21 protein-coding genes and 1 pseudogene are annotated in these 25388 nt (G+C 64.2%); 15 read left to right on the forward strand and 7 right to left on the reverse strand.

From position 1 onward, the window contains the following. Window positions 1-7: 7 nt before the first annotated feature. Window positions 8-1213: a PilT/PilU family type 4a pilus ATPase gene (locus G559_RS0104970; RefSeq protein ID WP_028627187.1), complete on the forward strand. Its 1206-nt coding sequence runs from the start codon at window positions 8-10 to the stop codon at window positions 1211-1213. A gap of 203 nt (window positions 1214-1416) precedes the next feature. Then, complete coding sequence (locus G559_RS0104975) at window positions 1417-2013, forward strand: DJ-1/PfpI family protein (protein WP_028627188.1); 597 nt, start codon at window positions 1417-1419, stop codon at window positions 2011-2013. 60 nt (window positions 2014-2073) lie between these two features. On the opposite strand, the gene G559_RS28485 is transcribed toward G559_RS0104975, so the two are convergent. After that, window positions 2074-4065: an acetoacetate--CoA ligase gene (locus tag G559_RS28485; protein WP_051246418.1), complete on the reverse strand. Its 1992-nt coding sequence runs from the start codon at window positions 4063-4065 to the stop codon at window positions 2074-2076. A 60-nt stretch (window positions 4066-4125) separates the two neighbouring features. After that, the gene (locus tag G559_RS0104985; RefSeq protein ID WP_028627189.1) at window positions 4126-5034 is read right to left on the reverse strand and encodes a LysR family transcriptional regulator; all 909 of its coding nucleotides are present in this window, start codon (window positions 5032-5034) and stop codon (window positions 4126-4128) included. Between the two features lie 125 nt (window positions 5035-5159). On the opposite strand from G559_RS0104985, the gene G559_RS0104990 reads away from it, so the two are divergent. The 12 genes and pseudogenes from G559_RS0104990 to G559_RS30855 form a co-directional block, all read left to right on the forward strand. Then, window positions 5160-5858, forward strand: coding sequence for a CoA transferase subunit A (locus tag G559_RS0104990; RefSeq protein ID WP_028627190.1), 699 nt, complete (start codon window positions 5160-5162; stop codon window positions 5856-5858). A gap of 30 nt (window positions 5859-5888) precedes the next feature. Next, window positions 5889-6545 (forward strand): CoA transferase subunit B, encoded by a 657-nt coding sequence (locus tag G559_RS0104995; RefSeq protein ID WP_028627191.1) that lies wholly within the window; start codon window positions 5889-5891, stop codon window positions 6543-6545. 139 nt (window positions 6546-6684) lie between these two features. Continuing rightward, window positions 6685-7863: an acetyl-CoA C-acetyltransferase gene (locus G559_RS0105000; protein ID WP_028627192.1), complete on the forward strand. Its 1179-nt coding sequence runs from the start codon at window positions 6685-6687 to the stop codon at window positions 7861-7863. A 319-nt stretch (window positions 7864-8182) separates the two neighbouring features. Beyond that, a complete protein-coding gene (locus G559_RS0105005; RefSeq protein ID WP_028627193.1) occupies window positions 8183-9601 on the forward strand; it encodes a short-chain fatty acid transporter in 1419 nt (472 codons plus the stop codon). 278 nt (window positions 9602-9879) lie between these two features. Then, entirely contained in the window at window positions 9880-9969 is a 90-nt protein-coding gene (gene kdpF, locus G559_RS28490; RefSeq protein ID WP_036996920.1) for a K(+)-transporting ATPase subunit F, read from the forward strand. Window positions 9970-9977: 8 nt separating this feature from the next. After that, on the forward strand, window positions 9978-11678 hold the full coding sequence (gene kdpA, locus G559_RS0105015; protein ID WP_028627194.1) for a potassium-transporting ATPase subunit KdpA: 1701 nt from the start codon (window positions 9978-9980) through the stop codon (window positions 11676-11678). Between the two features lie 12 nt (window positions 11679-11690). Further along, a complete protein-coding gene (gene kdpB / locus G559_RS0105020) occupies window positions 11691-13742 on the forward strand; it encodes a potassium-transporting ATPase subunit KdpB (RefSeq protein ID WP_028627195.1) in 2052 nt (683 codons plus the stop codon). Between the two features lie 86 nt (window positions 13743-13828). Next, on the forward strand, window positions 13829-14380 hold the full coding sequence (kdpC, locus tag G559_RS0105025; RefSeq protein WP_028627196.1) for a potassium-transporting ATPase subunit KdpC: 552 nt from the start codon (window positions 13829-13831) through the stop codon (window positions 14378-14380). Then, the gene (locus tag G559_RS0105030; protein ID WP_028627197.1) at window positions 14377-17025 is read left to right on the forward strand and encodes a sensor histidine kinase; all 2649 of its coding nucleotides are present in this window, start codon (window positions 14377-14379) and stop codon (window positions 17023-17025) included. The genes kdpC and G559_RS0105030 overlap by 4 nt, the downstream gene beginning before the upstream one ends. A gap of 47 nt (window positions 17026-17072) precedes the next feature. Further along, window positions 17073-17765, forward strand: coding sequence for a response regulator (locus tag G559_RS0105035; RefSeq protein ID WP_028627198.1), 693 nt, complete (start codon window positions 17073-17075; stop codon window positions 17763-17765). An 80-nt stretch (window positions 17766-17845) separates the two neighbouring features. After that, window positions 17846-18754, forward strand: coding sequence for a glutaminase B (glsB, locus tag G559_RS0105040; protein ID WP_028627199.1), 909 nt, complete (start codon window positions 17846-17848; stop codon window positions 18752-18754). 46 nt (window positions 18755-18800) lie between these two features. Continuing rightward, a pseudogene (locus tag G559_RS30855) lies at window positions 18801-18956 on the forward strand (phytanoyl-CoA dioxygenase family protein); the annotation flags it as partial. A gap of 264 nt (window positions 18957-19220) precedes the next feature. Here G559_RS30855 and G559_RS0105045 read toward each other — a convergent pair. From G559_RS0105045 to G559_RS0105065, 5 genes are all read right to left on the reverse strand, one after another. Then, window positions 19221-19688 (reverse strand): BRO-N domain-containing protein, encoded by a 468-nt coding sequence (locus G559_RS0105045; protein ID WP_028627200.1) that lies wholly within the window; start codon window positions 19686-19688, stop codon window positions 19221-19223. A gap of 509 nt (window positions 19689-20197) precedes the next feature. Continuing rightward, window positions 20198-20680, reverse strand: a complete 483-nt coding sequence (locus G559_RS31210; protein ID WP_028627201.1) for a MaoC/PaaZ C-terminal domain-containing protein — start codon at window positions 20678-20680, stop codon at window positions 20198-20200. Between the two features lie 51 nt (window positions 20681-20731). After that, window positions 20732-21499, reverse strand: a complete 768-nt coding sequence (locus tag G559_RS0105055; protein ID WP_028627202.1) for an enoyl-CoA hydratase-related protein — start codon at window positions 21497-21499, stop codon at window positions 20732-20734. 70 nt (window positions 21500-21569) lie between these two features. Beyond that, window positions 21570-22760 (reverse strand): acetyl-CoA C-acyltransferase, encoded by a 1191-nt coding sequence (locus G559_RS0105060; RefSeq protein WP_028627203.1) that lies wholly within the window; start codon window positions 22758-22760, stop codon window positions 21570-21572. 63 nt (window positions 22761-22823) lie between these two features. Continuing rightward, complete coding sequence (locus G559_RS0105065; RefSeq protein ID WP_028627204.1) at window positions 22824-23591, reverse strand: SDR family NAD(P)-dependent oxidoreductase; 768 nt, start codon at window positions 23589-23591, stop codon at window positions 22824-22826. Between the two features lie 457 nt (window positions 23592-24048). On the opposite strand from G559_RS0105065, the gene G559_RS0105070 reads away from it, so the two are divergent. After that, window positions 24049-25074 (forward strand): AraC family transcriptional regulator, encoded by a 1026-nt coding sequence (locus G559_RS0105070; protein WP_028627205.1) that lies wholly within the window; start codon window positions 24049-24051, stop codon window positions 25072-25074. Window positions 25075-25388: the final 314 nt, after the last annotated feature.

Consider the following 25388-nt stretch of genomic DNA (forward strand, 5'->3'; position numbering starts at 1 on the left):
CACACCCATGGACCTCTCATCGATGCTGAAAATCCTGGCCAGCCAGGATGGTTCCGACCTCTACCTGTCCACGGGCGCGCCGCCCTGTGCCAAGTTCAACGGCCTGCTCCGACCGCTCAGCAATGAGCCGCTGAAAGCCGGCGACGTGGCGAAGATTGCCGAATCCATCATGGATCCCGAGCAGCGCGCCGAGTTCGACCGCGAGCTGGAAATGAACCTGGCCATCTCGCTGCCGAACATTGGCCGTTTCCGTATCAACATCTTCCGCCAGCGCAACGAAGTCTCCATCGTTGCGCGGAACATCAAGCTGGACATCCCGCGTTTCGAAGACCTCAAGCTGCCCGAAGTGCTGTTGAAAATGGTGATGGAAAAGCGCGGCCTGGTGCTCTTCGTCGGCGGTACGGGGTCCGGCAAGTCCACCTCCCTGGCGGCCTTGATCGACTACCGCAATCGCAACACCGGCGGCCACATCATCACCATCGAAGACCCGGTGGAGTACGTGCACCGGCACAAGAAGTCGATCATCAACCAGCGCGAGGTGGGCGTGGACACCCGCAGTTTCCACGCCGCGCTGAAGAACACCCTGCGCCAGGCGCCGGACGTGATCCTGATCGGCGAGATCCGCGACCGCGAGACCATGGAGCACGCCTTGGCCTTCGCCGACACCGGTCACCTGGCCATTTCCACCCTGCACGCCAACAACGCCAACCAGGCGCTGGACCGCATCATCAACTTCTTCCCCGAAGAGCGCCGTCCGCAGCTGCTCAACGACCTGGGCAACAACCTCAAGGCGTTCGTCTCCCAGCGCCTGGTGCGCACCCAGGACGGCAAGCGCCGGGCGGCAGTGGAAGTGCTGCTGGGCACCTCGACCATCAGCGACCTGATCAAGCGCGGTGAATTCCACTCCATCAAGGAGATCATGGAAAAGTCCCGCGGCCTGGGCATGCAGACCTTCGACCAGGCGCTGTTCGACCTGGTGGTGGAGGGCGCCATTCCCGAAGACGAAGCGATCAAGAACGCCGACTCGGCCAACAACCTGCGCCTGAAACTCAAGTTGTACCGCGACGGCCCGGCAGCAGCGCCGGCACCGGCAGCGGCCGCCCCTGCACCTGCCGCTGCGCCGGCCCGCACCGAGGATGCCGCCAGCTGGGGCCTGGAGCTGAAGCTGGAAGAGCTGGAAGAGGACGGGCCGGAGGAGCCGGGGCCTCGCTAAGCCTCTTCCTTGTAGGGGCGATTTCAATCGCCAAGGGCAGCGGAGCTGCCCCTCGGGGCTTACCGGCCGAACCTTCGGTCCGGTTGGCGAATGAGTTCGCCCCGACACGCCTGTATGGCCAAATTTAATTTTGTCTGTACATAGCGACCGCTCCCCGGCCCGCATAGATTCGCTGCATGCCCCAACCGATCCGGGAGGTCGTGATGCGTATCGCTGTACTGACGTTCGAAGGCTTCAACGAGCTGGACTCCTTCGTGGCCTCCGGCCTGCTCAACCGCATGCGCGGGGAGGGTTGGAAGGCGGAGATCACTGCACCCAGCGAATGGGTGACATCGATGAACGGCGTGCGGGTGCAGGCCCAGCAGCCCCTGGAGGCGGCCAACACGGCGGACGTCGTGCTGTTCGGCAGCGGCATCCAGACGCGTGAAATCGCCAAGGACCGCAGCATCCTCGATCGCCTGCGCCTGGACCCGCAGCGCCAACTGATCGGCTCGCAATGCTCCGGCGCCCTGCTGATGGCCAGGCTTGGCCTGCTCGGTAACCTGCCGGCCTGCACCGACCTCACCACCAAACCCTGGGTGATCGAGGCTGGCGTCCAGGTGCTCGATCAACCGTTCTTCGCCAATGGCAACCTGGCCACCGCCGGCGGCTGCCTGTCCGCGCCGTACCTGGCGGCCTGGGTGATCGCCAAATTGGCCGGCGAGGATGCCTGCGCCACGGCACTGCACTACGTGGCGCCGGTGGGGGAGAAGGAGGCGTACATGGAACGGGCCCTGGGTGTGATCAGGCCCTACCTCTAGGCAGGATTCCTGTGGGGGCGAATTCATTCGCCAAGGGCGGCGAAGCCGCCCCGCAGGGGTTCAGGCCGAACCTTCGGTTCGGTTGGCAAATGAATTCGCCTCTAAAAGTTCCGGCAGGTCCCGGAACAGTTCCAGCGCCTGCGGATTGGCCAGGGCGTCGGTGTTCTTCACCGGCCGGCCGTGCACCACGTTGCGTACCGCCAGTTCGACGATCTTGCCGCTCAGGGTGCGGGGAATGTCGGCTACGGCGATGATCTTCGCCGGCACGTGGCGTGGCGTGGTGTTGGCGCGGATCACCTGGCGGATACGCTCGCGCAGGGCGTCGTCCAGCACCACGCCGTCACGCAAGCGAACGAACAGCACCACCCGCACATCGCCTTGCCAGTCCTGGCCGATGGCGATGGACTCCAGCACCTCTTCCACCTTTTCCACCTGGCGATAGATTTCGGCGGTGCCGATGCGCACGCCGCCGGGGTTGAGCACCGCGTCGGAGCGGCCGTGGATCACCAGGCCGCCGTGCGGGGTTTCCTCGGCGTAGTCGCCATGGGCCCAGACGCCGGGGAAGGTGTCGAAGTAGGCCGCCTTGAACTTCGCCCCGTCCGGATCGTTCCAGAAGCCCACCGGCATCGACGGGAAGTGCCGGGCGCACACCAGCTCACCCTTCTCGCCGAACACCCGCTTGCCGTCCTCGTTCCACACCTGCACGTCCATGCCCAGGCCCTTGCACTGCAGCTCGCCGCGCCAGACGGGCAGCACCGGATTGCCCAGGGCGAAGCAGGACACGATGTCCGTGCCGCCGGATATCGAGGACAGGCACAGCTCGCCCTTGATGTCGCGGTACACGTACTCGAAGCTCTCGTGGGACAGCGGTGAGCCGGTGGAAAGCAGCGCCTTCAAGCGTTCCAGGCGATGGCTCTGACGCGGCCTGGCGCCGGCCTTCTCCAGGGCGGCGAGGTACTTGGCGCTGGTGCCGAAGATGCTGATGCCCTCGGCATCGATCAGGTCCATCAGGCGCTCGGGGCCGGGGTGGAAGGGCGAGCCGTCGTAGAGCACCAGCGTGGCGCCGAGGGCGAGTCCGGAAACCAGCCAGTTCCACATCATCCAGCCGCATGTAGTGAAGTAGAACAGGGTGTCCGAGGCCGACAGGTCGCAATGCAGGCCGTGTTCCTTGACGTGCTGCAGCAAGGTGCCGCCCACCCCGTGGATGATGCATTTGGGCACGCCGGTGGTGCCGCTGGAGTAGAGGATGTACAGCGGGTGGTCGAAGGGCACCGGGACGAACACCGGCTCGCCGCCGGGCGGGTAGACGTCGTTCCACAAGGCCACCCGGGCACGGGTGGTGAAGTCCTCCGGCCGCGCTTCGGCCTGGGAGTAGGGCACCACCAGCAACTGTTCCAGCCAGGGCATGCGCTCGAGGATTTCATTGAGCTTGGCCGTCAGATCCAGATTCTTGCCGGCGTAGCGGTAGCCGGCAGCGGCGATCAGCACCTTGGGCTCGATCTGGCCGAAACGGTCGATCACGCCCTGGGTGCCGAAGTCCGGCGAGCAGGATGACCAGGTGGCGCCCAGGCTGGTGGCGGCGAGCATGCCGACGACGGTCTGCCAGGTGTTGGGCATGAAGGCCGCCACCCGGTCGCCGGCTCTTACGCCCATGGCTTTCAGGCTCTGTTGCAGGCCGGCGACATGGGCGGCCAGTTCGGCGTAGGTCAGCTGTACGCGGCTGCCGTCTTCGCCGATGGCCACCAGGGCAGGATGTCCGTCGCGACGGCGCAGCAGGTGTTCGGCGAAATTCAGCGTGGCGCCGGGGAACCAGCGGGCATTGGGCATCGCGCCGCCTTCCTCCAGAACGGCGCTGGGCTGCGTGCTGAAGCGGATGTCGAAGAACTCGACGATCGCCTGCCAGAAGGCCTCGCGGCGATCCAGGCTCCAGGCATGCAGGGCAGGGTAGTCGGGCAGGTCCAGCCCCTGTTGCCGGCTGACCTGGCGGCGGAAGGCATCCATGCGGGTGGCGGCGATCCGCACTGGGCTGGGGGTCCACAGTGGCTGGTCCATCTGCGCATCCTCATCTTGCGAGTCTTGAGTCGTCCGACTGCTATCAGCATAGGCCCTGGCTCAAGGCCGGGGCAGGTCGAGGCGGTTCCAGTCGGGGGTGTGCAGGAGCACATCGCTGAGTGCCTGGGCGGCGGTGGAAAGCGTGTGCTCGGCCAACCGCAGCAGGCCCACGCGGCGCTCCACCTGGGGGCTGTGCAGGGCGATGCAGTGGGCACCCAGCTCTTCCATCTGCTGGATGCACAGGCTGGGCACGGCGCTGACGCCCAACCCCTGGGCCACCATCCGGCCCACGGTCACCAGTTGGTGGCTCTCGAAGGCGACCGGCAGGCGGCCGTGCTGCGGGGCAAGTACCTCTTCCAGCATCAGCCGCACTGCGGATGGGCGTTGCAGGGTGATGAAGTTGCCCTGCAGCAGCTCTGCCCAGCCCACCTCGGCGCGCTGGGCCAGTTCGCAATCGGCGGGCACCACGGCGACGAAGCGGTCGGTGTAGAAGGGCGTGAAGTCGAGCCCGTCGAGGGATTCGGGCTCGAAGGCGATGCCCAGTTCCACCCGGCGGTTGCGCACCATCTCCAGCACCTGCTCGTTGATCACGTCATGCACCGCCACGTTGACCTTCGGGTGTTGGTCGCGGAAGGCCTTGAGCGCGGCCGGCAGCAGGTTGCCGGCGAAGGAGGGCATGGCGGCGATGGAGACCTTGCCCAACTGCAAGGTGAAGTGCTGGCGCAGCAACTCCTCGGCATTGTCCCAGTCCGCCAGCAGGCGTCGGGCGATGGGCAAAAGGGTTTCCCCTTCGGGCGTCAGGGCGACGCTGCGTGTCGTGCGCACCAGCAACTGGCCGCCGAGGGAGTCTTCCAGGTTCTTGATCGACAGGCTCAGCGCCGGTTGGGACAGGTGCAGCCGTTCGCAGGCCTGGGCGAAGCTCAGGCTCTGGGCTACAGCGAGGAAGGCGCGCAACTGCTTGATGGTCATTGATTTGGTTTGCTTATGAATTGTTAGGAAAAACAAACTTAACAAATCAGTCTGTGCGGGAGAAGCTCTGACCCACTCACCGGCGGCACTGCGCCGCGACCAATAAAGACAAGAGGCACATGAGCATGAGTGGACTCGACAAGCGAGTAAGCAGCTACGAGGAAGCCCTGGACGGGCTGACAGACAACATGACCGTCCTGGCCGGTGGTTTCGGCCTTTGTGGCATCCCCGAGAACCTGATCGCCGAGATCCGCCGCCGTGGCGTCACGGGCCTCACCGTGGTTTCCAACAACTGTGGCGTCGATGGTTTCGGCCTCGGCGTGCTGCTGGAAGACCGCCAGATCCGCAAGATGGTTGCCTCCTACGTGGGTGAGAACGCCCTGTTCGAGAAGCAACTGCTGAGCGGCGAGCTGGAAGTCGAACTCACCCCGCAAGGCACCCTGGCCGAGAAACTGCGCGCAGGTGGTGCCGGCATCCCGGCCTTCTTCACCGCCACCGGCTACGGCACCCCGGTTGCCGAAGGCAAGGAAGTGCGCGAGTTCAACGGCCGTCCTCACATCCTCGAACCTTCCATTACCGGTGACTTCGCCATCGTCAAGGGCTGGAAGGCCGACTACTACGGCAACGTGATCTACCGCCACACCGCGCAGAACTTCAACCCGGTGGTGGCCACTGCCGGCCGCATCACCGTGGTCGAAGTCGAAGAGATCGTCGCGCCGGGCGAACTGGACCCGACCCAGATCCACACCCCGGGCATCTACGTTGATCGTGTGATTCTTGGCAGCTTCGAGAAGCGCATCGAAAAGCGCACCGTTCGCTCCTGACCACGACAAGAAGAATTCGAGGAAACCGACATGGCACTGACCCGCGAACAAATGGCCCAGCGTGTGGCCCGCGAACTGAAAGATGGCTACTACGTCAACCTGGGCATCGGCATCCCGACCCTGGTGGCCAACTACGTACCCGAAGGCATGGAAGTGATGCTGCAGTCCGAGAACGGCCTGCTGGGCATGGGCGCCTTCCCCACTGAAAATGAAGTCGATGCCGACATGATCAACGCCGGCAAGCAGACCGTCACCGCGGTCAAGGGCGCGTCCATTTTCTCCTCGGCCGAGTCGTTCGCGATGATCCGCGGCGGCCACGTCGACTTGACCGTGCTCGGCGCCTTCGAGGTGGACGTCCACGGCAACATCGCGTCCTGGATGATCCCCGGCAAGCTGGTCAAGGGCATGGGTGGCGCCATGGACCTGGTCGCCGGTGCCGACAACATCATCGTCACCATGACCCACGCCTCCAAGGACGGTGAGTCCAAGCTGTTGGAACGCTGTGAGCTGCCGCTGACCGGCGCCGGCTGCATCCGCAAGGTGCTGACCGACCTGGCCTACCTGGAGATCGAGAACGGCGCCTTCATCCTGCGCGAAACCGCGCCGGGCGTGAGCATCGCCGAAATCGCCGAGAAAACCGCCGGCCGCCTGATCGTCCCCGACGACGTGGTTGAAATGACCTTTTGATTGCTCTACCGCTCTGGAGGAGGCCACCACGCATGGCGTCCTCCGGCGCGGTCTTTTCGTTTTGTAGTTCGTAGGATGGGTGGAGCGGAGCGATACCCATCAATCGAGAGCCGCCCCATGTGGTGCAGGAGTTCCAAACATGCAAGATGTCGTTATCGTCGCCGCCACCCGCACCGCCATCGGCAGCTTCCAGGGTGCCCTGGCGAACATTCCCGCCCCGGAACTGGGTGCCGCAGTGATCCGCCAGTTGCTGGCCCAGACCAGCCTCGACGGCGCTGAAGTGGATGAAGTCATCCTCGGCCAGGTGCTCACCGCAGGCTCCGGCCAGAACCCAGCCCGCCAGGCGGCGATCCTCGCCGGCCTGCCGCACGCGGTACCGGCCATGACCCTGAACAAGGTCTGCGGCTCCGGCCTCAAGGCCCTGCACCTGGCGGCCCAGGCCATTCGCTGCGGCGACGCCGAGGTGATCATCGCCGGCGGCCAGGAGAACATGAGCCTGGCGCCGTACGTGATGCCGGGCGCCCGCACCGGCCTGCGCATGGGCCACGCCAAGCTGGTCGACACCATGATCCAGGACGGCCTGTGGGATGCCTTCAACGACTACCACATGGGCATCACCGCCGAGAACCTGGTGGAGAAGTACGGCATCAGCCGTGAAGCCCAGGACGCCTTCGCCGCCGCCTCGCAGCAGAAGGCCGTGGCCGCCATCGAAGGCGGGCGTTTCGTGGATGAGATCACTCCGATCCTGATCCCGCAGCGCAAGGGCGACCCCGTTGCCTTCGCCACGGACGAGCAGCCGCGCGCCGGCACCACCGCCGAAGCCCTGGCCAAGCTCAAGCCGGCCTTCAAGAAAGACGGCAGCGTCACCGCCGGCAACGCCTCCAGCCTCAATGACGGCGCCGCTGCCGTGCTGCTGATGAGCGCCACCAAGGCCAAGGCCCTCGGCCTGCCGGTACTGGCGCGCATCGCCAGCTACGCCAACGCCGGCGTCGACCCGGCGATCATGGGCATCGCCCCGGTCTCGGCGACCCGTCGCTGCCTGGAAAAGGCCGGCTGGAACCTGGCTGATCTCGACCTGATCGAAGCCAACGAAGCCTTCGCCGCCCAGGCGCTGTCCGTCGGGCAGGAGCTGGGCTGGGACGCCACCAAGGTCAACGTCAACGGCGGCGCCATCGCCCTGGGCCACCCCATCGGCGCCTCCGGCTGCCGCGTGCTGGTGAGCCTGCTGCACGAAATGATCAAGCGCGATGCCAAGAAGGGCCTGGCGACCCTGTGCATCGGCGGCGGCCAAGGTGTAGCCCTGGCCATCGAACGCTAAGCCGCAACACACCCGACCCGCATTGCGGGTCATGTAGGGTGGATCGATGAAGCGCGATCCACCCTACGATTGCTTCACCCATAACTAGAAAGCTCCAACGGACCGGGCCCACCTGGTTCTCGCAAGGCCATCACGCACGAGCCCAAGGCCGAAAGGTCACGGGCACCCGACCTCACCATGCCCCTGATGGGCGTGGCGTCGTCGTTTCAGACAGAAAGAGGGCAAAGACCCTCGGATTCGATCAAGACCACTGTCCCGGCGCCCGGCCGCCATTGCGGCTGGGCGATTGCCGATAAAAACAACACTCCCGAGGTACCCGATGGCCACACAACTTCAAGAAAGCCGCTCAGCACGCTTTGCCATGCGTTGCTCGAACTGGGCGGAACGCTGGTTCCCTGATTCCTGGGTCTTTGCCGCAGTCGCCGTTCTGCTGGTGACGGTCGCTACCCTGGCGATGGGCGCGCCGGCCAGCCAGGCCGCCAAAGCCTTTGGCGACGGATTCTGGAGCCTGATCCCCTTCACCATGCAGATGGCCTTCGTGGTCATTGGCGGCTATGTGGTTGCCAGCTCCGGCCCGGCTTCGCGCCTGATCGACCTGCTGGCCCGCGTGCCGAAGAACGGACGCTCGGCCGTGTGCTGGGTAGCGCTGATCTCCATGGTGGCGTCGCTGCTGAACTGGGGCCTGTCCCTGGTGTTCGGCGGCCTGCTGGTGCGTGCCCTGGCCCGCCGTGAAGAACTGAAGATGGACTACCGCGCCGCCGGTGCCGCCGCCTACCTGGGGCTGGGCGCCGTGTGGGCCCTTGGCCTGTCTTCGTCGGCCGCGCAGTTGCAGGCCAACCCGGCCAGCCTGCCGCCGTCGATCCTCGCCATCACCGGCGTGATTCCCTTCACCGAAACCATCTTCCTCTGGCAGTCGGGTGTGATGCTGCTGGCGCTGATGGTGGTGTCCCTGGTAATCGCCTACATGACCGCGCCCAGCGCCGCCAGCGCGCGTGATGCCAAGTCCTGCGGCGTTGACCCGAGCTTCACCGCGCCGCAGCAAGTCAAACCGACCCGCCCGGGCGAATGGCTGGAACACAGTCCGCTGCTGATCATCCTGCTGGTGGTGCTGGCCGGTGGTTGGCTGGCCCAGGAGTTCGCCAGCAAGCCGGCGATCACCGCCATTTCCGGCCTGAACACCTACAACCTACTGTTCATCATGGCGGGCGCGCTGCTGCACTGGCGTCCGCGCAGCTTCCTCGATGCCGTGACCCGAGCGGTGCCCACCACCACGGGCGTGCTGATCCAGTTTCCGCTGTACGGTTCCATCGCTGCGATCATGACCACGGTCAATGGCAGCGACGGCCAGACCCTGGCCCACCACATCTCCACCTTCTTCGTGCAGATCGCCAACCACGACACCTACGCGCTGCTGATGGGCGTGTACTCCGCCGTGCTGGGCTTCTTCATCCCGTCCGGTGGCGGCAAGTGGATCATCGAGGCGCCCTACGTGATGCAGGTGGCGAACGAACTGCAGTACCACCTGGGCTGGTCGGTGCAGATCTACAACGCCGCCGAGGCGCTGCCGAACCTCATCAACCCCTTCTACATGCTGCCGCTGCTGGGCGTGCTGGGCCTGAAGGCGCGCGACCTGATCGGCTTTTCCTTCGTCCAGTTGCTGGTGCATATCCCGCTGGTGCTGGTGCTGCTGTGGGGCCTGGGCAAGACGCTGGCCTACATTCCGCCGGTCATGCCCTGACGTTTCGACTCGGGGGTGACCCTCACCCCCAGCCCCTCTCCATGCCACGGAGAGGGGCTCGTGCCTGACCGCCCGCGCTAGCCCAGCAGTCGGCACGAACAATCCCCGCCTCCCTCCAGGCGAGGGGCAGTGAAGATCGTTGGCCCCGGAACGGGGCCAACTTGCCACTTCTTTACGCTTTCTTGATGCCCCCGCGCTCCCTCTGGGCTCGTTCCTTTACGCCCTCCGTTCCGACAATGGCTCCACGGCGGCATAGACCGCATTCAGGAGCACAAGCAATGAGCATTCTCGACGGGGTGTCCCTGGTTCTGGCCATGGGACTTTTCATTTATTTGCTGGTCGCGCTGCTGCGCGCCGAGCGCGGCTAGGAGGCCACATGCAACTTCAGGACATCGGCCTCATCCTGGCCTTCTTCGTGCTAGTGCTGGCGCCGGCACCTTTCCTCGGACGCTTCTTCTACCGGGTGATGGAGGGACAACGCACCTTCCTGACCCCGGTTTTCTCGCCCGTCGAGCGTTTCTGCTACCGGGTCTCAGGCGTCGACTCCGAGCGTGAGCAGGACTGGAAGACCTACGCACTGGCCCTGGTGGCCTTTTCCCTCGCCAGCCTGGTCGTTCTGTTCTCCATCCTCATGCTGCAAGGTGCATTGCCGCTGAACCCGCAGAAATTGCCGGGCCTGGAGTGGAGCCTGGCGTTCAACACTGCCGTCAGCTTCATGACCAATACCAACTGGCAGGCCTACAGCGGTGAAGCCAGCCTGAGTTACTTCAGCCAGATGGTCGGCCTGGGCGTGCAGAACTTCGTCAGCCCTGCTGTCGGCCTGGCCGTACTGGTCGTGTTCTGCCGCGGTATTGCCCGTCGTTCGACCGACAGCATCGGCAACTTCTGGGTCGACCTGACTCGCGCGACCCTCTACGTGCTGCTGCCGCTGTGCCTGCCGCTGGCGCTGTTCCTGGTCTGGCAGGGCGTTCCGCAAAGCTTCTTCGACTACGCCCATGCGGTGACCCTGCAGGGCGCCGACCAGAGCATCCCGCTGGGGCCTGCCGCCAGCCAGATCGCCATCAAGCAACTGGGCACCAACGGTGGCGGCTTCTTCGGCGTCAACTCGGCGCACCCGTTCGAGAACCCCACGGCCTGGAGCAACCTGCTGGAGATGGCTTCCATCATCCTGATCCCGGCGGCCCTGGTGTTCACCTTCGGCCACTACGTCAAGGACCTGCGTCAGAGCCGTGCGCTGCTGGCCTGCATGCTGGTGCTGTTCGTCATCGGCCTGGGCGTGACCCTGTACAGCGAATACCAGCCGAACCCGGCCCTGGCTGCACTGCCGATCGAGCAGAGCGGTTCGCTGGAAGGCAAGGAAAGTCGCCTCGGTATCGCCGCTTCGGCGCTCTGGGCCGTGACCACCACCGCGGCGTCCAACGGTTCGGTCAACGCCATGCATGACAGCTTCAGTGCCCTGGGCGGCATGATCCCGATGTTCAACATGATGCTCGGCGAGATCATCTTTGGCGGCGTTGGTGCTGGCCTCTACGGCATGCTGCTGTTCGTGCTGATCGCCGTGTTCCTCGCCGGCCTGATGATCGGCCGCACCCCGGAATACCTCGGCAAAAAGCTGGAGGCTCGCGAAGTGCGTCTGCTGGTGGCGACCCTGCTGGTGATGCCGGTTGGCGTGCTGGTGTTCTGCGGCCTGGCCATCAGCCTGGCGGGCCCGGCGGCTTCCATCACCAACCCCGGCGCCCACGGCTTCAGCCAGGCCCTGTATGCCTACACCTCGGGTACCGCCAACAACGGTTCGGCCTTCGCCGGCTTCGGCGCCAACACGCCGTTCCATAACGTGTTGATCGGCCTTGCCATGATTCTCGGCCGCTTCGGCTACATCCTCCCGGTGCTGGCCATCGCCGGCAGTCTGGCTGCGAAGAAGCGCGCGCCGCTTGGCGCCAACAGCTTCCCCACCCATGGTCCGCTGTTCGTCACCTTGCTGATCCTGACCATTCTGCTGGTCGGCGGCCTGACCTTCCTGCCGGCGTTGGCCCTTGGGCCGATCGCTGAACACCTCGCGTTGATCCAGGGCTTCTAAGGGAGATCGATGATGAATGCCCCCATGCAGGCGCTCAAAGGCGCCAAGCAGCAACCCAAGACCTCCTTCGCCGCGCTGTGGAAACCGGCGCTGCGCCAGGCCTTCGTCAAGCTGGACCCGCGCCAGCTGGTACGTTCGCCGGTGATCCTGGTGGTCGAGCTGACCGCGGTGCTGACCACCGTTCTTTGCTTCATCCCCAACCCGGCGGTGAGCACCGGCCTGGCCGTGCAGATCGCCCTCTGGCTGTGGTTCACCGTGCTCTTCGCCAACTTCGCCGAAGCCTTGGCCGAGGGGCGTGGCAAGGCCCGCGCCGACAGCCTGCGTGCCGGTAGCCAGGGCCTGACCGCGCGCCGCCGCAAGGCCAATGGCCAGTTCGAGACCGTTCCGGCCGCCAGCCTGCGTCGTGGTGACGTGGTGCGGGTTGAAGCCGGTGAGCTGATCCCCGGTGATGGTGAAGTGATCGAAGGCATCGCTGCGGTCAACGAAGCGGCCATCACGGGCGAATCGGCGCCGGTGATCCGCGAGTCCGGTGGCGACCGTTCCGCCGTCACCGGCAACACCCGCATCGTTTCCGACTGGCTGCTGGTGAAAGTCACCGCCAACCCCGGCGAGTCCACGCTGGACCGGATGATCGCCCTGGTGGAAGGCGCCAAGCGCCAGAAAACCCCCAACGAGGTGGCGCTGGACATCCTGCTGCTCGGCCTGACGCTGATCTTCCTGTTGGTGGTGGCTACCCTGCAGCCCTTCGCCCGCTATGCCGGTGGCGACCTGCCGCTGGTCTATCTGGTAGCGCTGCTGGTGACCCTGATCCCCACTACCATCGGCGGCCTGCTGTCGGCCATCGGCATCGCCGGCATGGACCGCCTGGTGCGCCTGAACGTGATCGCCAAGTCCGGTCGCGCGGTGGAAGCCGCCGGTGACGTGCATGTGCTGCTGTTGGACAAGACCGGCACCATCACCTTCGGAAACCGCCGTTGCAGCGCGATGATCAAGGCCCCCGGCGTGGCCGGCAAAGAACTCTCCGACGCCGCGCTGCTGGCTTCGCTCGCCGACGAGACGCCGGAAGGCAAGTCCATCGTCGAATACCTGCGCGCGCTGCACGCCATGCAGGAGCCGGCCCGCGACGAGATTACCGTCATTCCCTTCACCGCCGAGACCCGTCTCTCCGGCGCCGACTGGGCTGGCCACAGCTACCGCAAGGGTGCTGTGGATGCGGTACTCGACTGGGTCGGCATGGCTCGCGAGGACATGCCGGCGCCGCTGGCCCGCGAAATCGAGAAGATCGCCCAGAGTGGCGGCACGCCGCTGCTGGTGGCGGCCGACGGCAAACTGCTGGGGGCCATCCACCTCAAGGACGTGGTCAAGCCTGGCATCCGTGATCGCTTCGCCGAACTGCGCCAGATGGGCATCCGCACCGTGATGGTGACCGGCGACAACCCGCTGACCGCTGCCGCCATCGCCGCCGAGGCCGGGGTGGACGACGTGATCGCCGAAGCCACGCCGGAGAAGAAGCTGGCGCGCATCCGCCAGGAGCAGGGCGAAGGCAAGATGGTCGCCATGTGCGGCGACGGCGCCAACGACGCACCGGCGCTGGCCCAGGCCGACGTGGGTCTGGCCATGAACGACGGCACCCAGGCCGCTCGCGAGGCTGCCAACCTGGTGGACCTGGATTCCGACCCCACCAAGCTGCTCGACGTGGTGCAGGTGGGCAAGGAACTGCTGGTGACCCGTGGCGCGCTCACCACCTTCTCGGTGGCCAACGACGTCGCCAAGTACTTCGCCATCCTCCCGGCGCTGTTCGCCGGCATCTACCCGCAACTGGGTGTGCTGAACATCATGGAGCTGGCCAGCCCGCAAAGCGCCATCCTCTCGGCCATCGTGTTCAACGCGCTGATCATCATCGGCCTGATTCCGCTGGCCTTGCGCGGGGTGCGGGTGCAGGCCGCGGACGCCGCCAGCCTGCTGCGCCGCAACCTGCTGATCTACGGCCTGGGCGGCATCGTCGCGCCCTTCGTCGGCATCAAGCTGATCGACGTCCTGCTCAACGCAGTGGGACTGGTGTGAACTAGCCCCCTCTCCCTCTGGGAGAGGGGCCGGGGGTGAGGGTTTCTCACCCCCGCAAGACTTAGATTTCCCGCGAGGAACTGAATATGCTTAGCCAACTCCGCCCAGCCATAAGTCTTCTGGCCCTGATGACCCTGATCACCGGCGTCGCCTATCCGCTCACCGTTACCGGCATTGCCCAACTGGCCTTCCCCGAGCAGGCCAACGGCAGCCTGGTGCATGACGCCAAGGGCGAGGTGCGCGGCAGCTCGTTGCTGGCGCAGAACTTCGACGGCCCCGAGTGGTTCCAGCCGCGCCCGTCGGCCGCAAGCTTTGCCACCGTAGCCAGCGGCGCCAGCAACCTGGCGCCGAGCAACCCGGCCCTGGCCGAGCGCATCAACAAGGACGCGCACCGCCTGGCCACCGAAGGCCACGGCAAGGTGCCCATGGCCCTGGTCACCACATCGGGCAGCGGCCTCGATCCGCACCTGCCGCCGTCGGCGGCGCGTTTCCAGATTGCGCGCATCTCGGCCGAACGCAGCCTGCCGGCCGATTCCCTGGAACGACTGGTGGAACAACACACCGAGCGGCCCCTGATCGGTCCGGCGGTGGTCAACGTACTGGCCCTGAACACAGCGTTGAATGAGATGACTCGATGAGTGATGCGCAGCGCGCCGATGCGCTTCTGGCCGAGATGCCCCAGGGAGGGCGCGGCCGACTGAAAGTCTTCCTCGGCGCCGCACCTGGCGTGGGCAAGACCTACGCCATGCTGCAGGCCGCCCAGGCGCAACTGCGCCAGGGCGTCGACCTGCGCGCCGCCGTGGTGGAAACCCATGGTCGCGCCGAGACCGAAGCCATGCTCGCCGGACTGCCGCAGCAACCGCTGCGGCGTTTCGATTACCGCGGCATGCAACTGACCGAGATGGACCTGGACGGCATCCTCGCCCGTCCGCCGCGCCTGGCCCTGGTGGACGAGCTGGCCCATACCAATGCCCCCGGCAGCCGTCACGCCAAGCGCTGGCAGGATGTGCAGGAGCTGCTCGACGCCGGCATCGACGTCTACACCACCGTCAACGTCCAGCACCTGGAAGCGCTCAACGACCAGGTGCATGACATCACCGGCGTGCAGGTACGCGAGACCTTGCCGGACTGGGTCCTGCAGGAGGCTGACGAAATCCTCCTGGTCGACCTGCCGCCGCGCGAACTGCTCGAACGCCTGCGCGAAGGCAAGGTCTACGTGCCTGAGCAGGCGCGCGCCGCCATCGACGCCTTCTTCTCCCAGACCAACCTCACCGCCCTGCGCGAGCTGGCCATGCAGACTGCCGCTGCACGGGTGGATGCCGACCTCAATCGTCGTTACCGCCAGCGTGGCCTGGAAGCACCGGCTGTGCGCGGGCGGCTGCTGCTAGGTATTGATGGTGACCATCAGGCCGAGCGCCTGGTGCGTCATGCCAGCCGGGTGGCCGAGCGGCGCCACCTGCCCTGGTCGGTGGTGCATGTGGACACAGGCGGAGTGCGCTCGGAAGAGTCTCGCGCCTGTCTGCAAGCAGCTCAGCAACTGGCAGAACGCCTGGGCGGCGAGGTGGTAACCCTGCGTGCCGAATCGGTGGCCAAGGCCCTGGTCCAGCACGCCAACGAGCGCCGTGCCAGCCTGTTGCTGGTCGGCCGCAGCCGTCAGCGTCTGCGCCGCCGCCTGCTCGGCCGAGGGCTGGCGGAGCGCTTGCTGCACCTTGGCGAGGGACTGGAAATCAGCGTGCTGGATACCGAAGCTGACCGTCGCCCACCCAGTCCGCGCGCCAGCGATTCTGCGCGTCTGGTGGACTACGGCCTGGCGGTGCTGGCCGCCATCACCGCCAGCGCCCTGGCCTGGTTGGTGTCCCATTCCCTGGAACTGCCGAACATTTCCCTGGTGTTCCTCGCCGCCGTGCTGCTGGTTGCGGTTCGCAGCAGCCTGGGACCTGCGCTGCTGTGCGCCGGATTGTCCTTTCTCGCGTACGACTTCCTGTTCATCCCGCCGACGTTCTCGTTGACCATCGCCCGCCAGGAAGACGTGCTGACGCTGCTGTTCTTCCTGCTGATGGCCGGGCTGACCGGCAACCTGGCCTCGCGCCAGCGCCGGCAGTTGGATGCCCTGCGTGAAACCCAGTCGGAAACCACGGCATTGCTCGACCTGTCGCGCAAGCTCACCGCCGCAACCGACCGCCAGGCTGTCCTGAATGTCGCGATTCAACAGTTTGGCGCCTGGACGGATGTGGAGGTTTGCCTGCTTTCCCGAGGCCGCGACGGCATCTGGAAGGTGGAAGCGGGCGTTCAACGCCTGCTGGCTGACCAGGAGCGGGCAGCGGCGGAATGGTCCTGGCAACACGATCAACCGGCGGGCCTGGGGACCGACACCTTGCCGGGCGGGCGCTGGTGGTGGCTACCGCTGTCGGGCGAGGAAGGGCCATTGGTGCTGCTGGGCATCAGCCCGCGCGACGAAGCGCCGCTTCCGGCGGGCCGGCGTCGGCTGATCGCCGCCCTCGGCCAACCGCTGGCCCAGGCCCTGGCCCGTGCCCAGCTGGCCGAAGACTTGGAGGCCGCGCGCCTGCACGGCGAAACCGAACAGTTGCGTAGTGCATTGCTGGCGTCGGTTTCCCATGACCTGCGTACGCCGCTCACCGCCATGCGCGGCTCCATCGACAGCCTGCTGGCCCTGGGCGAAGCCATTCCCATGGCGGACCGCCGCGAGTTGCTGGAAGGCACCCGCGACGAAGCCGAACGCCTGGACCGCTACATCCAGAACCTGCTGGACATGACCCGCCTCGGCCATGGCGGCCTCAAGCTGGCGCGGGACTGGGTGGCCCCGGTGGACATCGTCGCCAGCGCGCTGCAGCGCCTGCGCCCGGTACTGGCGCCGTTGCAGGTGGAAACCCGGGTGCCGGAGCAACTACCGCTGCTTTATGTCCACGCCGCGTTGATCGAGCAGGCGCTGGTCAATGTGCTGGAGAATGCTGCGCGCTTCTCGCCCAGCCAGGGGCGCCTGAGGGTTGCGGTGGAAGCGGACGAAACCGAGCTGCGTTTCTCCGTCAGCGACCAGGGGCCGGGTATTCCGCCGGAAGAGCGCGACAGGATCTTCGACATGTTCTATACCGCCGCACGGGGTGATCGGGGCGGGCAGGGTACGGGCCTGGGCCTGGCCATCTGCCAGGGCATGGTCGGCGCCCACGGCGGCCGCGTGACCGTGAGCGACGGCCTGGACAGTCGCGGTGCCACCCTGACCCTGCACCTGCCGCTGCACCCGCAGCCGCAGTTGGAAGAAGAATGATTGCAGTAAATGCGCTCCAGCAGGATACCGATTCAACGAAGGACCCCATGACAACCAACCAACCGACCATCCTCGTCATTGACGACGAAGCGCAGATCCGCAAGTTCCTGCGCATCAGCCTGGCTGCCCAGGGCTACCGGGTTCTGGAGGGCGCCAATGGCCGCGAAGGGCTGGCCCAGGCGGCATTGGCCAAGCCCGACATGGTGGTGCTCGACCTCGGCCTGCCGGACATGGACGGCCAGGACGTGCTGCGCGAGCTGCGCGAGTGGTCCCAGGTGCCGGTGCTGGTGCTCTCGGTGCGCGCCAGCGAGGGCGAGAAGGTGCTGGCCCTGGACGGTGGCGCCAATGACTACGTGACCAAGCCGTTCGGTATTCAGGAGTTCCTCGCCCGCGTGCGGGTGCTGCTGCGCCAGGGCGCTCCTGGCGAGCAGCAGGAAGCCAGCGTCACCAGCGGCCCGTTGCGGCTGGACTTCGCCTATCGCCGGGTGACCCTGGACAACGAAGACGTGTCGCTGACCCGCAAGGAGTACGCCGTGCTCGCCCAACTGGCTCGCCACCTCGGCCGGGTGGTCACCCAACAGCAGTTGCTCAAGGACATCTGGGGGCCGACCCACGTGGAGGACACCCATTACCTGCGCGTGGTTGTGGGGCACCTGCGCCAGAAGCTCGGCGATGACCCGGCCAACCCGCGCTTCATCATTACCGAAGCGGGCGTCGGCTATCGGTTGAAAGAGGCCTGAACAAGGCTGTGCCGTCACGCCCGCGGCGCGCGTCCAGTGCTCCATGAGCGCGAAGACGCTCTCTCAACGGAAGGACCGGCATGCAGCAACTGTTGAACGAAATCCTCGATGAAGTCCGCCCCCTGATCGGCCAGGGCAAGGTCGCCAGCTACATTCCCGCACTCTCCAGTATCAGCGGGGACCAGCTCGGCATTGCCGTCTACAGCAACGACGGCGAACTCTATTACGCGGGTGACGGCCTGACGCCGTTCTCCATCCAGAGCATCTCCAAGGTCTTCAGCCTGGTGCAGGCCATCCAGCACTCGGGTGAGGACATCTGGCAGCGCCTGGGGCACGAGCCTTCAGGCCAACCGTTCAACTCGCTGGTGCAGCTGGAGTTCGAGCGCGGCGTGCCGCGCAACCCCTTCATCAACGCCGGCGCCCTGGTGATCTGCGATATCAACGAATCGCGTTTCGCCGCACCGTCGCTGTCCATGCGCGACTTCGTCCGGCGCCTGTCGGGCAACCCCCATGTCGTGTCCGATGAAGTGGTGGCCCGTTCCGAGTACCAGCACCGTGCGCGCAACGCCGCCATGGCCTACCTGATGCAGTCCTTCGGCAACTTCCGCAACGACGTGGAGGCCGTGCTGCACAGCTACTTCCACCACTGCGCGATCCGCATGAGCTGCGCCGACCTGGCCCTGGCCTTCAGCTTCCTCGCCAACAACGGCGTCAGCCCCCACAGCGGCGAGCAGGTGCTCACCCCGCGCCAGGCCAAGCAGCTGAACGCCATCATGGCCACCAGCGGCCTCTACGACGAAGCCGGCAACTTCGCCTACCGGGTCGGCCTGCCGGGCAAGAGCGGGGTAGGGGGCGGGATAGTCGCGGTAGTGCCGGGGCGCTTCACCGTCTGCGTCTGGTCACCGGAACTCAACGAGGCCGGCAATTCGCTGGCGGGCATGGCGGCGCTGGAAAAACTGTCCGAGCGGATCGGCTGGTCGATTTTCTAACCTCCCCCCGACGCACCGGACGCTGCCCGTCCAGAGCCGGGCCGATCTGCACGCCGGCAGCCTTAACGCCACCGGCGCTCGCCGTCGCTCTCTCCTCATCAGCTATTTTTCGGAATCTCTCTACGCCTCACACCTCGAAACCGCGAGCTTGCGAGGCGTTCGGATGGACACGAGCGAACGGTTCGATCCTGCGGATTCTGCCCGGGGCGGCCCTGTAGCCTGCCCAGGATGGCTTGTGCCTAACCGGCGAGAGTCACCCCTCGCCCCGCTTGCGGGAGAGGGGCCGGGGGAGAGGGCTGCGTCAGGCCGGCACGAAAGCCTGGAAGGCCTGTGCTAGAGAGCTTCCCTCACCGTTGCAACAACCAACGCACACAAAACCGTGCCGCAGGAGCAGCTTCAAGTCACTGGGACGCCGGTCGCTCGGCCAGCACCCACTGCCTGATCCTCCGCTGCTCGTGCTCAAGCCTCATGGCAACACCTCCTGGCTGTCCTTCATCAACACCGGCAAGTCCCGCCAGGCCACCCACACTTCGCGCTGCCACTTCACCACGCCGATCTTGCGGTCGTCCCACGTGAGAAAGGCCCGGCGCGGCTCCGCACTCAGGTCGCGGTGATAGTCATGCAGCGTCGGCACCAGCACCTCGCTCAACCAGCGACTGATCTCGACATACCCCGGCCGACCGAAGCGAAACAGCACCTTGTAGGCCCCGGCATCGCTGATGGCTTCCACCTCTTCATGAAAGCCACTGGCGCTCGCCAGCAAAACGGTACGCCTTTCAAAACGCTCCAGGGCATCGAGCAAACGGCGGGAATTGCGAACCCCCATCAACTGGGCGAAGTCATGGGCGATGAACCAGGGCTGGTTGTCGATCATCACGGCGCGCAGGCGCTCGGTGTGGTGATGGAAAACGATGGGGGTGTATGCGTCGTGCATGGCGAAGCTCCTACTAGTCTGTTGAGGCTTGCCGTCACTCGCTGTCATTCGAAGGGCGGCAAATCGCGCGGGGTTGACAGACCGGCTAGTAGGCACCGGCAGACCACGAGGGTCTCCCCGCGCGACCTGCCATAGAGCAGAGCAGTCAAAAACTGCATGCGTGTGAATGCCTGCAAGAAACGTCCGCCGTTTCTCGCATGCACCATGCGGCGCATTCGCGCCTACTAATTCAGGCTGTCAAACCCGGCCACGGGATTGACCGTGGCCGGGGCAGGATAGGGATAGAGCTGGGGGAGGGCAAGGGGAGTGGGCTAGCCACGCATGTCAGGCGGCTTTCGACCCAGAGCCACAGGAGGGACCGGCAGAAACCGGCCAGAAGCTGCCCTTCATGACGGGTAACTAGCAGCCAATAGGTGAGGTTCGGCAGCGGGTAGCTGCGGTTTGCCGCCGGCTATTTCGTTCGTAAGCAGTTATCGGGGCAATCCCGGGGGGGGACACGTTAGGCTTATTTAGCTCGCTGCTGGCAACGCTTCCATGTGGCGCCGCATTATGAGGATCATGGTCTCGTAGGCAAGTACGGCTCTACCCCGGGCGGATGTGTTTATTTCTACCTTGAAGATTACCCAACCTCGATCCTCCCTCCAGGAATGTGGCATTACCTCCACGACTTGTACTGAAAGTCGAAGCACGTCCCCGTTTTGGACTGGGCTGAGCATGACGAAGCGGTCAATTCGTCCGCCAGCAACTATGTGCGTCTGGAGGAGGAAGGCGTCACACATCATTCGTTGCGCCATGCCAAGGGTATGAACTCCGCTGGCACAGTGCATACCTATTGGACTCAACGCCGCTCGATCTGGATCAACATGAAAATCGAGAGGGTCGTACCGAATAGCAAACTCGATTATTTCTTCACAACTGACAGGAAGTTCCCGTTGGGTACTCCAAACTCTTCCAAGAGTGAAGTCTTCCCAGTACAAAGTTTTTTCAATCATTCTTGTTTCCAATAATGACCATACCAGCGCTGTATCCAGATCGTTACAGCGCTAGCGGAATTGGGCTGGACGCTTCTCGACGAATGCGCGCATTCCTTCTTTCTGGTCAGGAGTGGCGAACACTGAGTGGAAGATTCTGCGCTCGAACCGCAATCCCTCAGCGAGCGACCCTTCATCCACGCGCCCAATGCACTCCTTGATCATCATAACGGCGGTGCGCGATTGAGCTGCAATGCGCCGAGCCGTTTCTAGGCCTACGGAGTGCAACTCCTCTAGCGGCACAACACGCGCGACGATTCCGCAGCGCTCCGCCTCGGCTGCGTCCATGGTTCGGCCAGTCAGCGTCATTTCCATAGCCTTTGCTCGGCCAGCTAGGCGCGCGAGGCGCTGGGTTCCACCGGCACCGGGAATCACCCCAAGTTTCACTTCGGGCAGGCCAAAGCGCGCGTTGTCCGCTGCGATAATGAAATCGCACATCAGGGCAAGCTCGAAGCCTCCACCCAACGCATGGCCGGCTACGGCCGCAATGATGGGTTTACGTCGTTGTGCGACTTGATCGAGGCGTCCGAGGTAGTTCTCAAGATAGGTGTTCGGGTAGCAGAGTTCGGCCATCTCCTTGACGTCCGCACCAGCGGCAAACGCTTTGCTGCCACCGGTAATGAGAATGCAGCCAACGGAAGCCGCATATTCGAAGTGATCGAGTACCGATTTTAGGTCGTCGATCAACGCGCTGTTAAGCGCATTCAGCGCTTCGGGGCGGTTCAGCGTGATCACGCCAACGCCGTCGACCTGGTCGGCTAAGAGAGTCCTGAAATTCAAGGGGAAGGCTCCCGAGCAATGAAGTGAGAGAGGCGGTATGGCCGACTCTTAGTAAGGATCTAGTGGCTTGTCAGGCCATCAGCTCGATGGCCACAGCAGTGGCTTCTCCGCCACCGATGCATACCGATGCGATGCCTCTCTTGAGCGAATACTGTTTCAGTGCATTGACCAGGGTTACGAGCACGCGTGCTCCTGATGCCCCGATGGGATGTCCCAGAGCACATGCACCCCCATGGATATTCAGTTGATCCCGGCCGATTCTCAGATCGCGCATCGCGGCCATCGGAACGACAGCGAACGCTTCGTTGATTTCAAACAAATCCACGCTCTGCTGAGACCATTTCGTGCGGTCGAGCAGGCGCTTGATGGCTCCAATCGGAGCGGTGGCAAACAAGTTAGGGGCATGAGCGTAGGAGGAGTGACCGACTATGCGGGCCAGCGGTGCAAGGCCGCGTCGCTCCGCCTCGGACAGTCGCATCAGCACCAAAGCAGCGGAACCATCGGAAATGGAGCTAGAGTTTGCTGCGGTCACGGTTCCGCCCTCGCGGAAAGCTGGTCTCAGTGTGGGGATCTTGTCCAGCCGGGCTTTCCCCGGTTGCTCATCTTTTCCCGCACAGACAACATCGCGACCCGATCTGGCTTGCACCGGGGCGATTTCGTTGTTGAAGAGACCTTCCATATTGGCCTTTTGTGCCCGGATGAGCGAGTCGATGGCGAACTCGTCCTGCTGCTCGCGCGAGAACCCGTAACTCTCGGCGCAATCCTCGGCAAAGGTGCCCATCAGACGACCTTTTTCATAGGCATCCTCGAGACCGTCCAGAAACATGTGATCGACGACCTTCTGATGCCCCATACGATAGCCGGAGCGCGCTCTATCCAGGAGGTAGGGGGCGTTCGACATACTTTCCATACCACCAGCGATTACCACCCCAGCGCTGTCAGCAGCGAGAAGGTCATGCCCGAACATCACGGCCTTCATACCTGAGCCGCACATTTTATTGACGGTCGCGCATACGACTTGCTGCGGTAGCTGCGCTTGGAGGGCGGCCTGGCGCGCTGGAGCTTGTCCCTGACCAGCCTGCAGGACACAGCCCATGATGACTTCGTCGATGTCCTTGGCGAGCAGGCCCGCGCGCTCCACAGCGGCACGTATGGACACTGCGCCAAGTTCTGCGGCGGTGAGTTCTTTGAAGTCACCGAGAAAGCCGCCCAAGGGCGTGCGAGCGGCGCTGACGATGACGATAGGATCTGTGTGGCTCATGTCTACTCCTCAATTCGTTGGCCGAGTGACCCCTGACGAAACACGGGAACAGCCTTCAGGTGATTACTTTGCAGCCATCCGGAGGGCGCCATCGAGACGAATCACCTCACCGTTGAGCATGGTGTTTTCGATGATGTGCCGCGCTAGCGCTGCGTATTCCATTGGGCGGCCCAGGCGCGGCGGGAACGGCACATTGGCAGCCAGGGAGTCCTGCACGTCCTGGGGCATGCCGGCCATCATTGGGGTCTCGAAAATACCCGGTGCGATACACATCACTCGGATACCACTGCGGGCCAGGTCACGGGCTATTGGCAGCGTCATCGCGGCGACTCCCCCCTTGGATGCGGAATAAGCAGCTTGCCCCATCTGGCCATCGAAGGCGGCGACGGAAGCAGTGTTGATGATCACGCCACGTTCGCCTTCCTCGTTTGGTTCACCACCGGCCATTGCTTCGGCGGCGAGTCGGAGCATGTTGAAACTACCGATCAGGTTGATTTCGATAGTGCGGCGGAAGCTGTCGAGGCCATGGGCGCCGTTGCGGCCAAGCACCTTCTCGGCAGGTGCGATCCCGGCGCAGTTGATCAGACCTTGTAGACCGCCAAATGCATCCTGAGCGATGGCTACAGCCTTGCGACAGTCCTCTTCGTCGGTGATATCTGCGCGTACAAAGCAGGCGTTCTTGCCTAACTCGTCCGCTCGAGCAGCACCGGCAGCCTCGTTGATATCGACCAGGATGACCTTGCCGCCCAGCCCCACCAGTTCACGCGCGGCAGCGAGGCCGAGGCCGGAACCTCCACCGGTTACCAGGAGGACGGAGTTTTCGACGCGCATGATGAAGAACCTCGTGTTATGGGCAACACCGCATACGCGGTTGCTTGATATGAAATACTCAGCGCTTATTGGCGTAGGCTCGCTATGTAGGCTGATCTTCCAATAAGGAATCACCGCCTCAAGGAATCCACGGAAACACAGAGCAGATAACTAGCTCTTCCAAGGCAGTTCGCCACGCGAGCTATAGCCAGGCGCCAGCTGGGGGCGATCTTTGGCTAACGTCAACCTAACGACAATGTTCAAAAGCCTCATTCTGATTGAGTAGTTTGGGCATCTCCGGCTGCGGAAGCACAAACGGCAAGCCACGTCGGCTTGACAGTCGGTGCCCTGAAAAAGGAGCGTTAAAAGGCGACTGCAGCTTGGCTGTCCCTTGTTATGAAGACAGCTGGTGCAGGCGGTTGGAATCAACAATGAAGCAGCTCGCGCCGAAGGGCGCGCAGCGGAAGATGGAAAAAGCATGGTGCTCCCCGCAGACAAAGGAACCACTTCGATAGGGTTGGTGCATGAAGCGCTTCATGGGGCGCTCCATCGAGGCTTGGATGTCTCCCTCGCCCTCCGGCAGGCGCACATTGATCCCGAGCTACTGACAGCTCCTCAGGCTCGTGTGTCAGCCGCTGCGTTCTCACGCCTCTGGGTCGCACTATCCGATCTGCTCGACGACGAGTTTTTCGCTATCGACAGCCACCCAATGCGACGTGGCAGTTTCAGGCTGCTGTGCCATGCGACGCTTGGTTGCGATACCTTGGAGCAGGCGTTGCGCCGCATACTGGCGTTTCTTCGGCTGGTGCTCGATGACGTGTACGGAGAGCTCCAATTCGAGGGGAATGCTGCCGTAATCGTGATCCACGATTACGGCGTAGAAAGACGGCTCTTTTGCTATGGCACCTGGCTGATCTTGGTGCATGGCCTGCTGTGCTGGCTTGGCAATCGGCGAATTCCCATCCAGCAGCTGTGCTTGCGCCCGAAACGTCCGGAGGACGACAGCGACTACCGCATGCGCTTCTGTGAAGACATCCAGTTCGAGACGCCTGCTTCGCTGGCTCGTTTCGACCGTAGCTACCTGGAGCTGAAGGTCGCTCAGACTCCGGCAAGCCTGTCGGTATTCCTCAAGGAATCGCCTGCCAGCCTTCTGGTGAAGTACCGCAATGACCAGAGCATCAGTGCCAAGATCCGACAGCGGCTCCGTGGCCAAAGCCCGGAGGAGTGGCCGGAGCTCGAGGCGCTCGCCAAAATGTTGCGCATGTCCAATTCGACTCTCCAGCGCAGGCTGCAGGCCGAGGGCGTCAGCTACAAACTTCTGAGGGACAACCTGCGGCGCGACATAGCGATTAACCTGCTATGTCGCGCAGACCTGACCGTGAACGACGTCGCCGAACAGACTGGTTTCCAAGAGACCAGTGCGTTTCATCGTGCGTTCAAGAAATGGACCGGGGTAAGCCCAGGTGCCTACCGGCGTTCGCACGGTGGCGACGCTGACACCTAGCGACATCTCTGCGGGCTGCTGACTCCGGCAGCACTCTCTTCCACTGCCCGGAGACGGTTCTGACCGTCTCTGGTGTGGCCCGCCTCCTTTCCCTCGAAACTGCCCAGATCGGTCAAGCACAACGATGCCCACGGGCATGGGCCCTGCGGATTTCTGATCCTACGATGCGCTGCAGGTAGCCCTCTGCGCTGTGTACCGTCCATCCAGCCCACGTTGCTTGAGTTGGTGTGCGACGCCTGAGACTCCCTTCACCTGAAAGGGCCGGCAGACCTAGTGACTGATGGGCTCTTCACAAACAAGAACAAGATTGAAGG

It is taken from the genome of Metapseudomonas resinovorans DSM 21078, assembly GCF_000423545.1.
GTDB classification, from domain to species: domain Bacteria; phylum Pseudomonadota; class Gammaproteobacteria; order Pseudomonadales; family Pseudomonadaceae; genus Metapseudomonas; species Metapseudomonas resinovorans.

Excerpts from the sequence above, each read along its gene's own strand:
- G559_RS0104970 (WP_028627187.1), top strand. The coding sequence starts at position 8 with ATGGACCTCTCATCGATGCTGAAAATCCTGGCCAGCCAGGATGGTTCC.
- G559_RS0104975 (WP_028627188.1), top strand. The coding sequence starts at position 1,417 with ATGCGTATCGCTGTACTGACGTTCGAAGGCTTCAACGAGCTGGACTCC.
- G559_RS28485 (WP_051246418.1), bottom strand. The coding sequence starts at position 4,065 with ATGGACCAGCCACTGTGGACCCCCAGCCCAGTGCGGATCGCCGCCACC.
- G559_RS0104985 (WP_028627189.1), bottom strand. The coding sequence starts at position 5,034 with ATGACCATCAAGCAGTTGCGCGCCTTCCTCGCTGTAGCCCAGAGCCTG.
- G559_RS0104990 (WP_028627190.1), top strand. The coding sequence starts at position 5,160 with ATGAGTGGACTCGACAAGCGAGTAAGCAGCTACGAGGAAGCCCTGGAC.
- G559_RS0104995 (WP_028627191.1), top strand. The coding sequence starts at position 5,889 with ATGGCACTGACCCGCGAACAAATGGCCCAGCGTGTGGCCCGCGAACTG.
- G559_RS0105000 (WP_028627192.1), top strand. The coding sequence starts at position 6,685 with ATGCAAGATGTCGTTATCGTCGCCGCCACCCGCACCGCCATCGGCAGC.
- G559_RS0105005 (WP_028627193.1), top strand. The coding sequence starts at position 8,183 with ATGGCCACACAACTTCAAGAAAGCCGCTCAGCACGCTTTGCCATGCGT.
- kdpF (WP_036996920.1), top strand. The coding sequence starts at position 9,880 with ATGAGCATTCTCGACGGGGTGTCCCTGGTTCTGGCCATGGGACTTTTC.
- kdpA (WP_028627194.1), top strand. The coding sequence starts at position 9,978 with ATGCAACTTCAGGACATCGGCCTCATCCTGGCCTTCTTCGTGCTAGTG.
- kdpB (WP_028627195.1), top strand. The coding sequence starts at position 11,691 with ATGAATGCCCCCATGCAGGCGCTCAAAGGCGCCAAGCAGCAACCCAAG.
- kdpC (WP_028627196.1), top strand. The coding sequence starts at position 13,829 with ATGCTTAGCCAACTCCGCCCAGCCATAAGTCTTCTGGCCCTGATGACC.
- G559_RS0105030 (WP_028627197.1), top strand. The coding sequence starts at position 14,377 with ATGAGTGATGCGCAGCGCGCCGATGCGCTTCTGGCCGAGATGCCCCAG.
- G559_RS0105035 (WP_028627198.1), top strand. The coding sequence starts at position 17,073 with ATGACAACCAACCAACCGACCATCCTCGTCATTGACGACGAAGCGCAG.
- glsB (WP_028627199.1), top strand. The coding sequence starts at position 17,846 with ATGCAGCAACTGTTGAACGAAATCCTCGATGAAGTCCGCCCCCTGATC.
- G559_RS0105045 (WP_028627200.1), bottom strand. The coding sequence starts at position 19,688 with ATGCACGACGCATACACCCCCATCGTTTTCCATCACCACACCGAGCGC.
- G559_RS31210 (WP_028627201.1), bottom strand. The coding sequence starts at position 20,680 with ATGATTGAAAAAACTTTGTACTGGGAAGACTTCACTCTTGGAAGAGTT.
- G559_RS0105060 (WP_028627203.1), bottom strand. The coding sequence starts at position 22,760 with ATGAGCCACACAGATCCTATCGTCATCGTCAGCGCCGCTCGCACGCCC.
- G559_RS0105065 (WP_028627204.1), bottom strand. The coding sequence starts at position 23,591 with ATGCGCGTCGAAAACTCCGTCCTCCTGGTAACCGGTGGAGGTTCCGGC.
- G559_RS0105070 (WP_028627205.1), top strand. The coding sequence starts at position 24,049 with ATGGTGCTCCCCGCAGACAAAGGAACCACTTCGATAGGGTTGGTGCAT.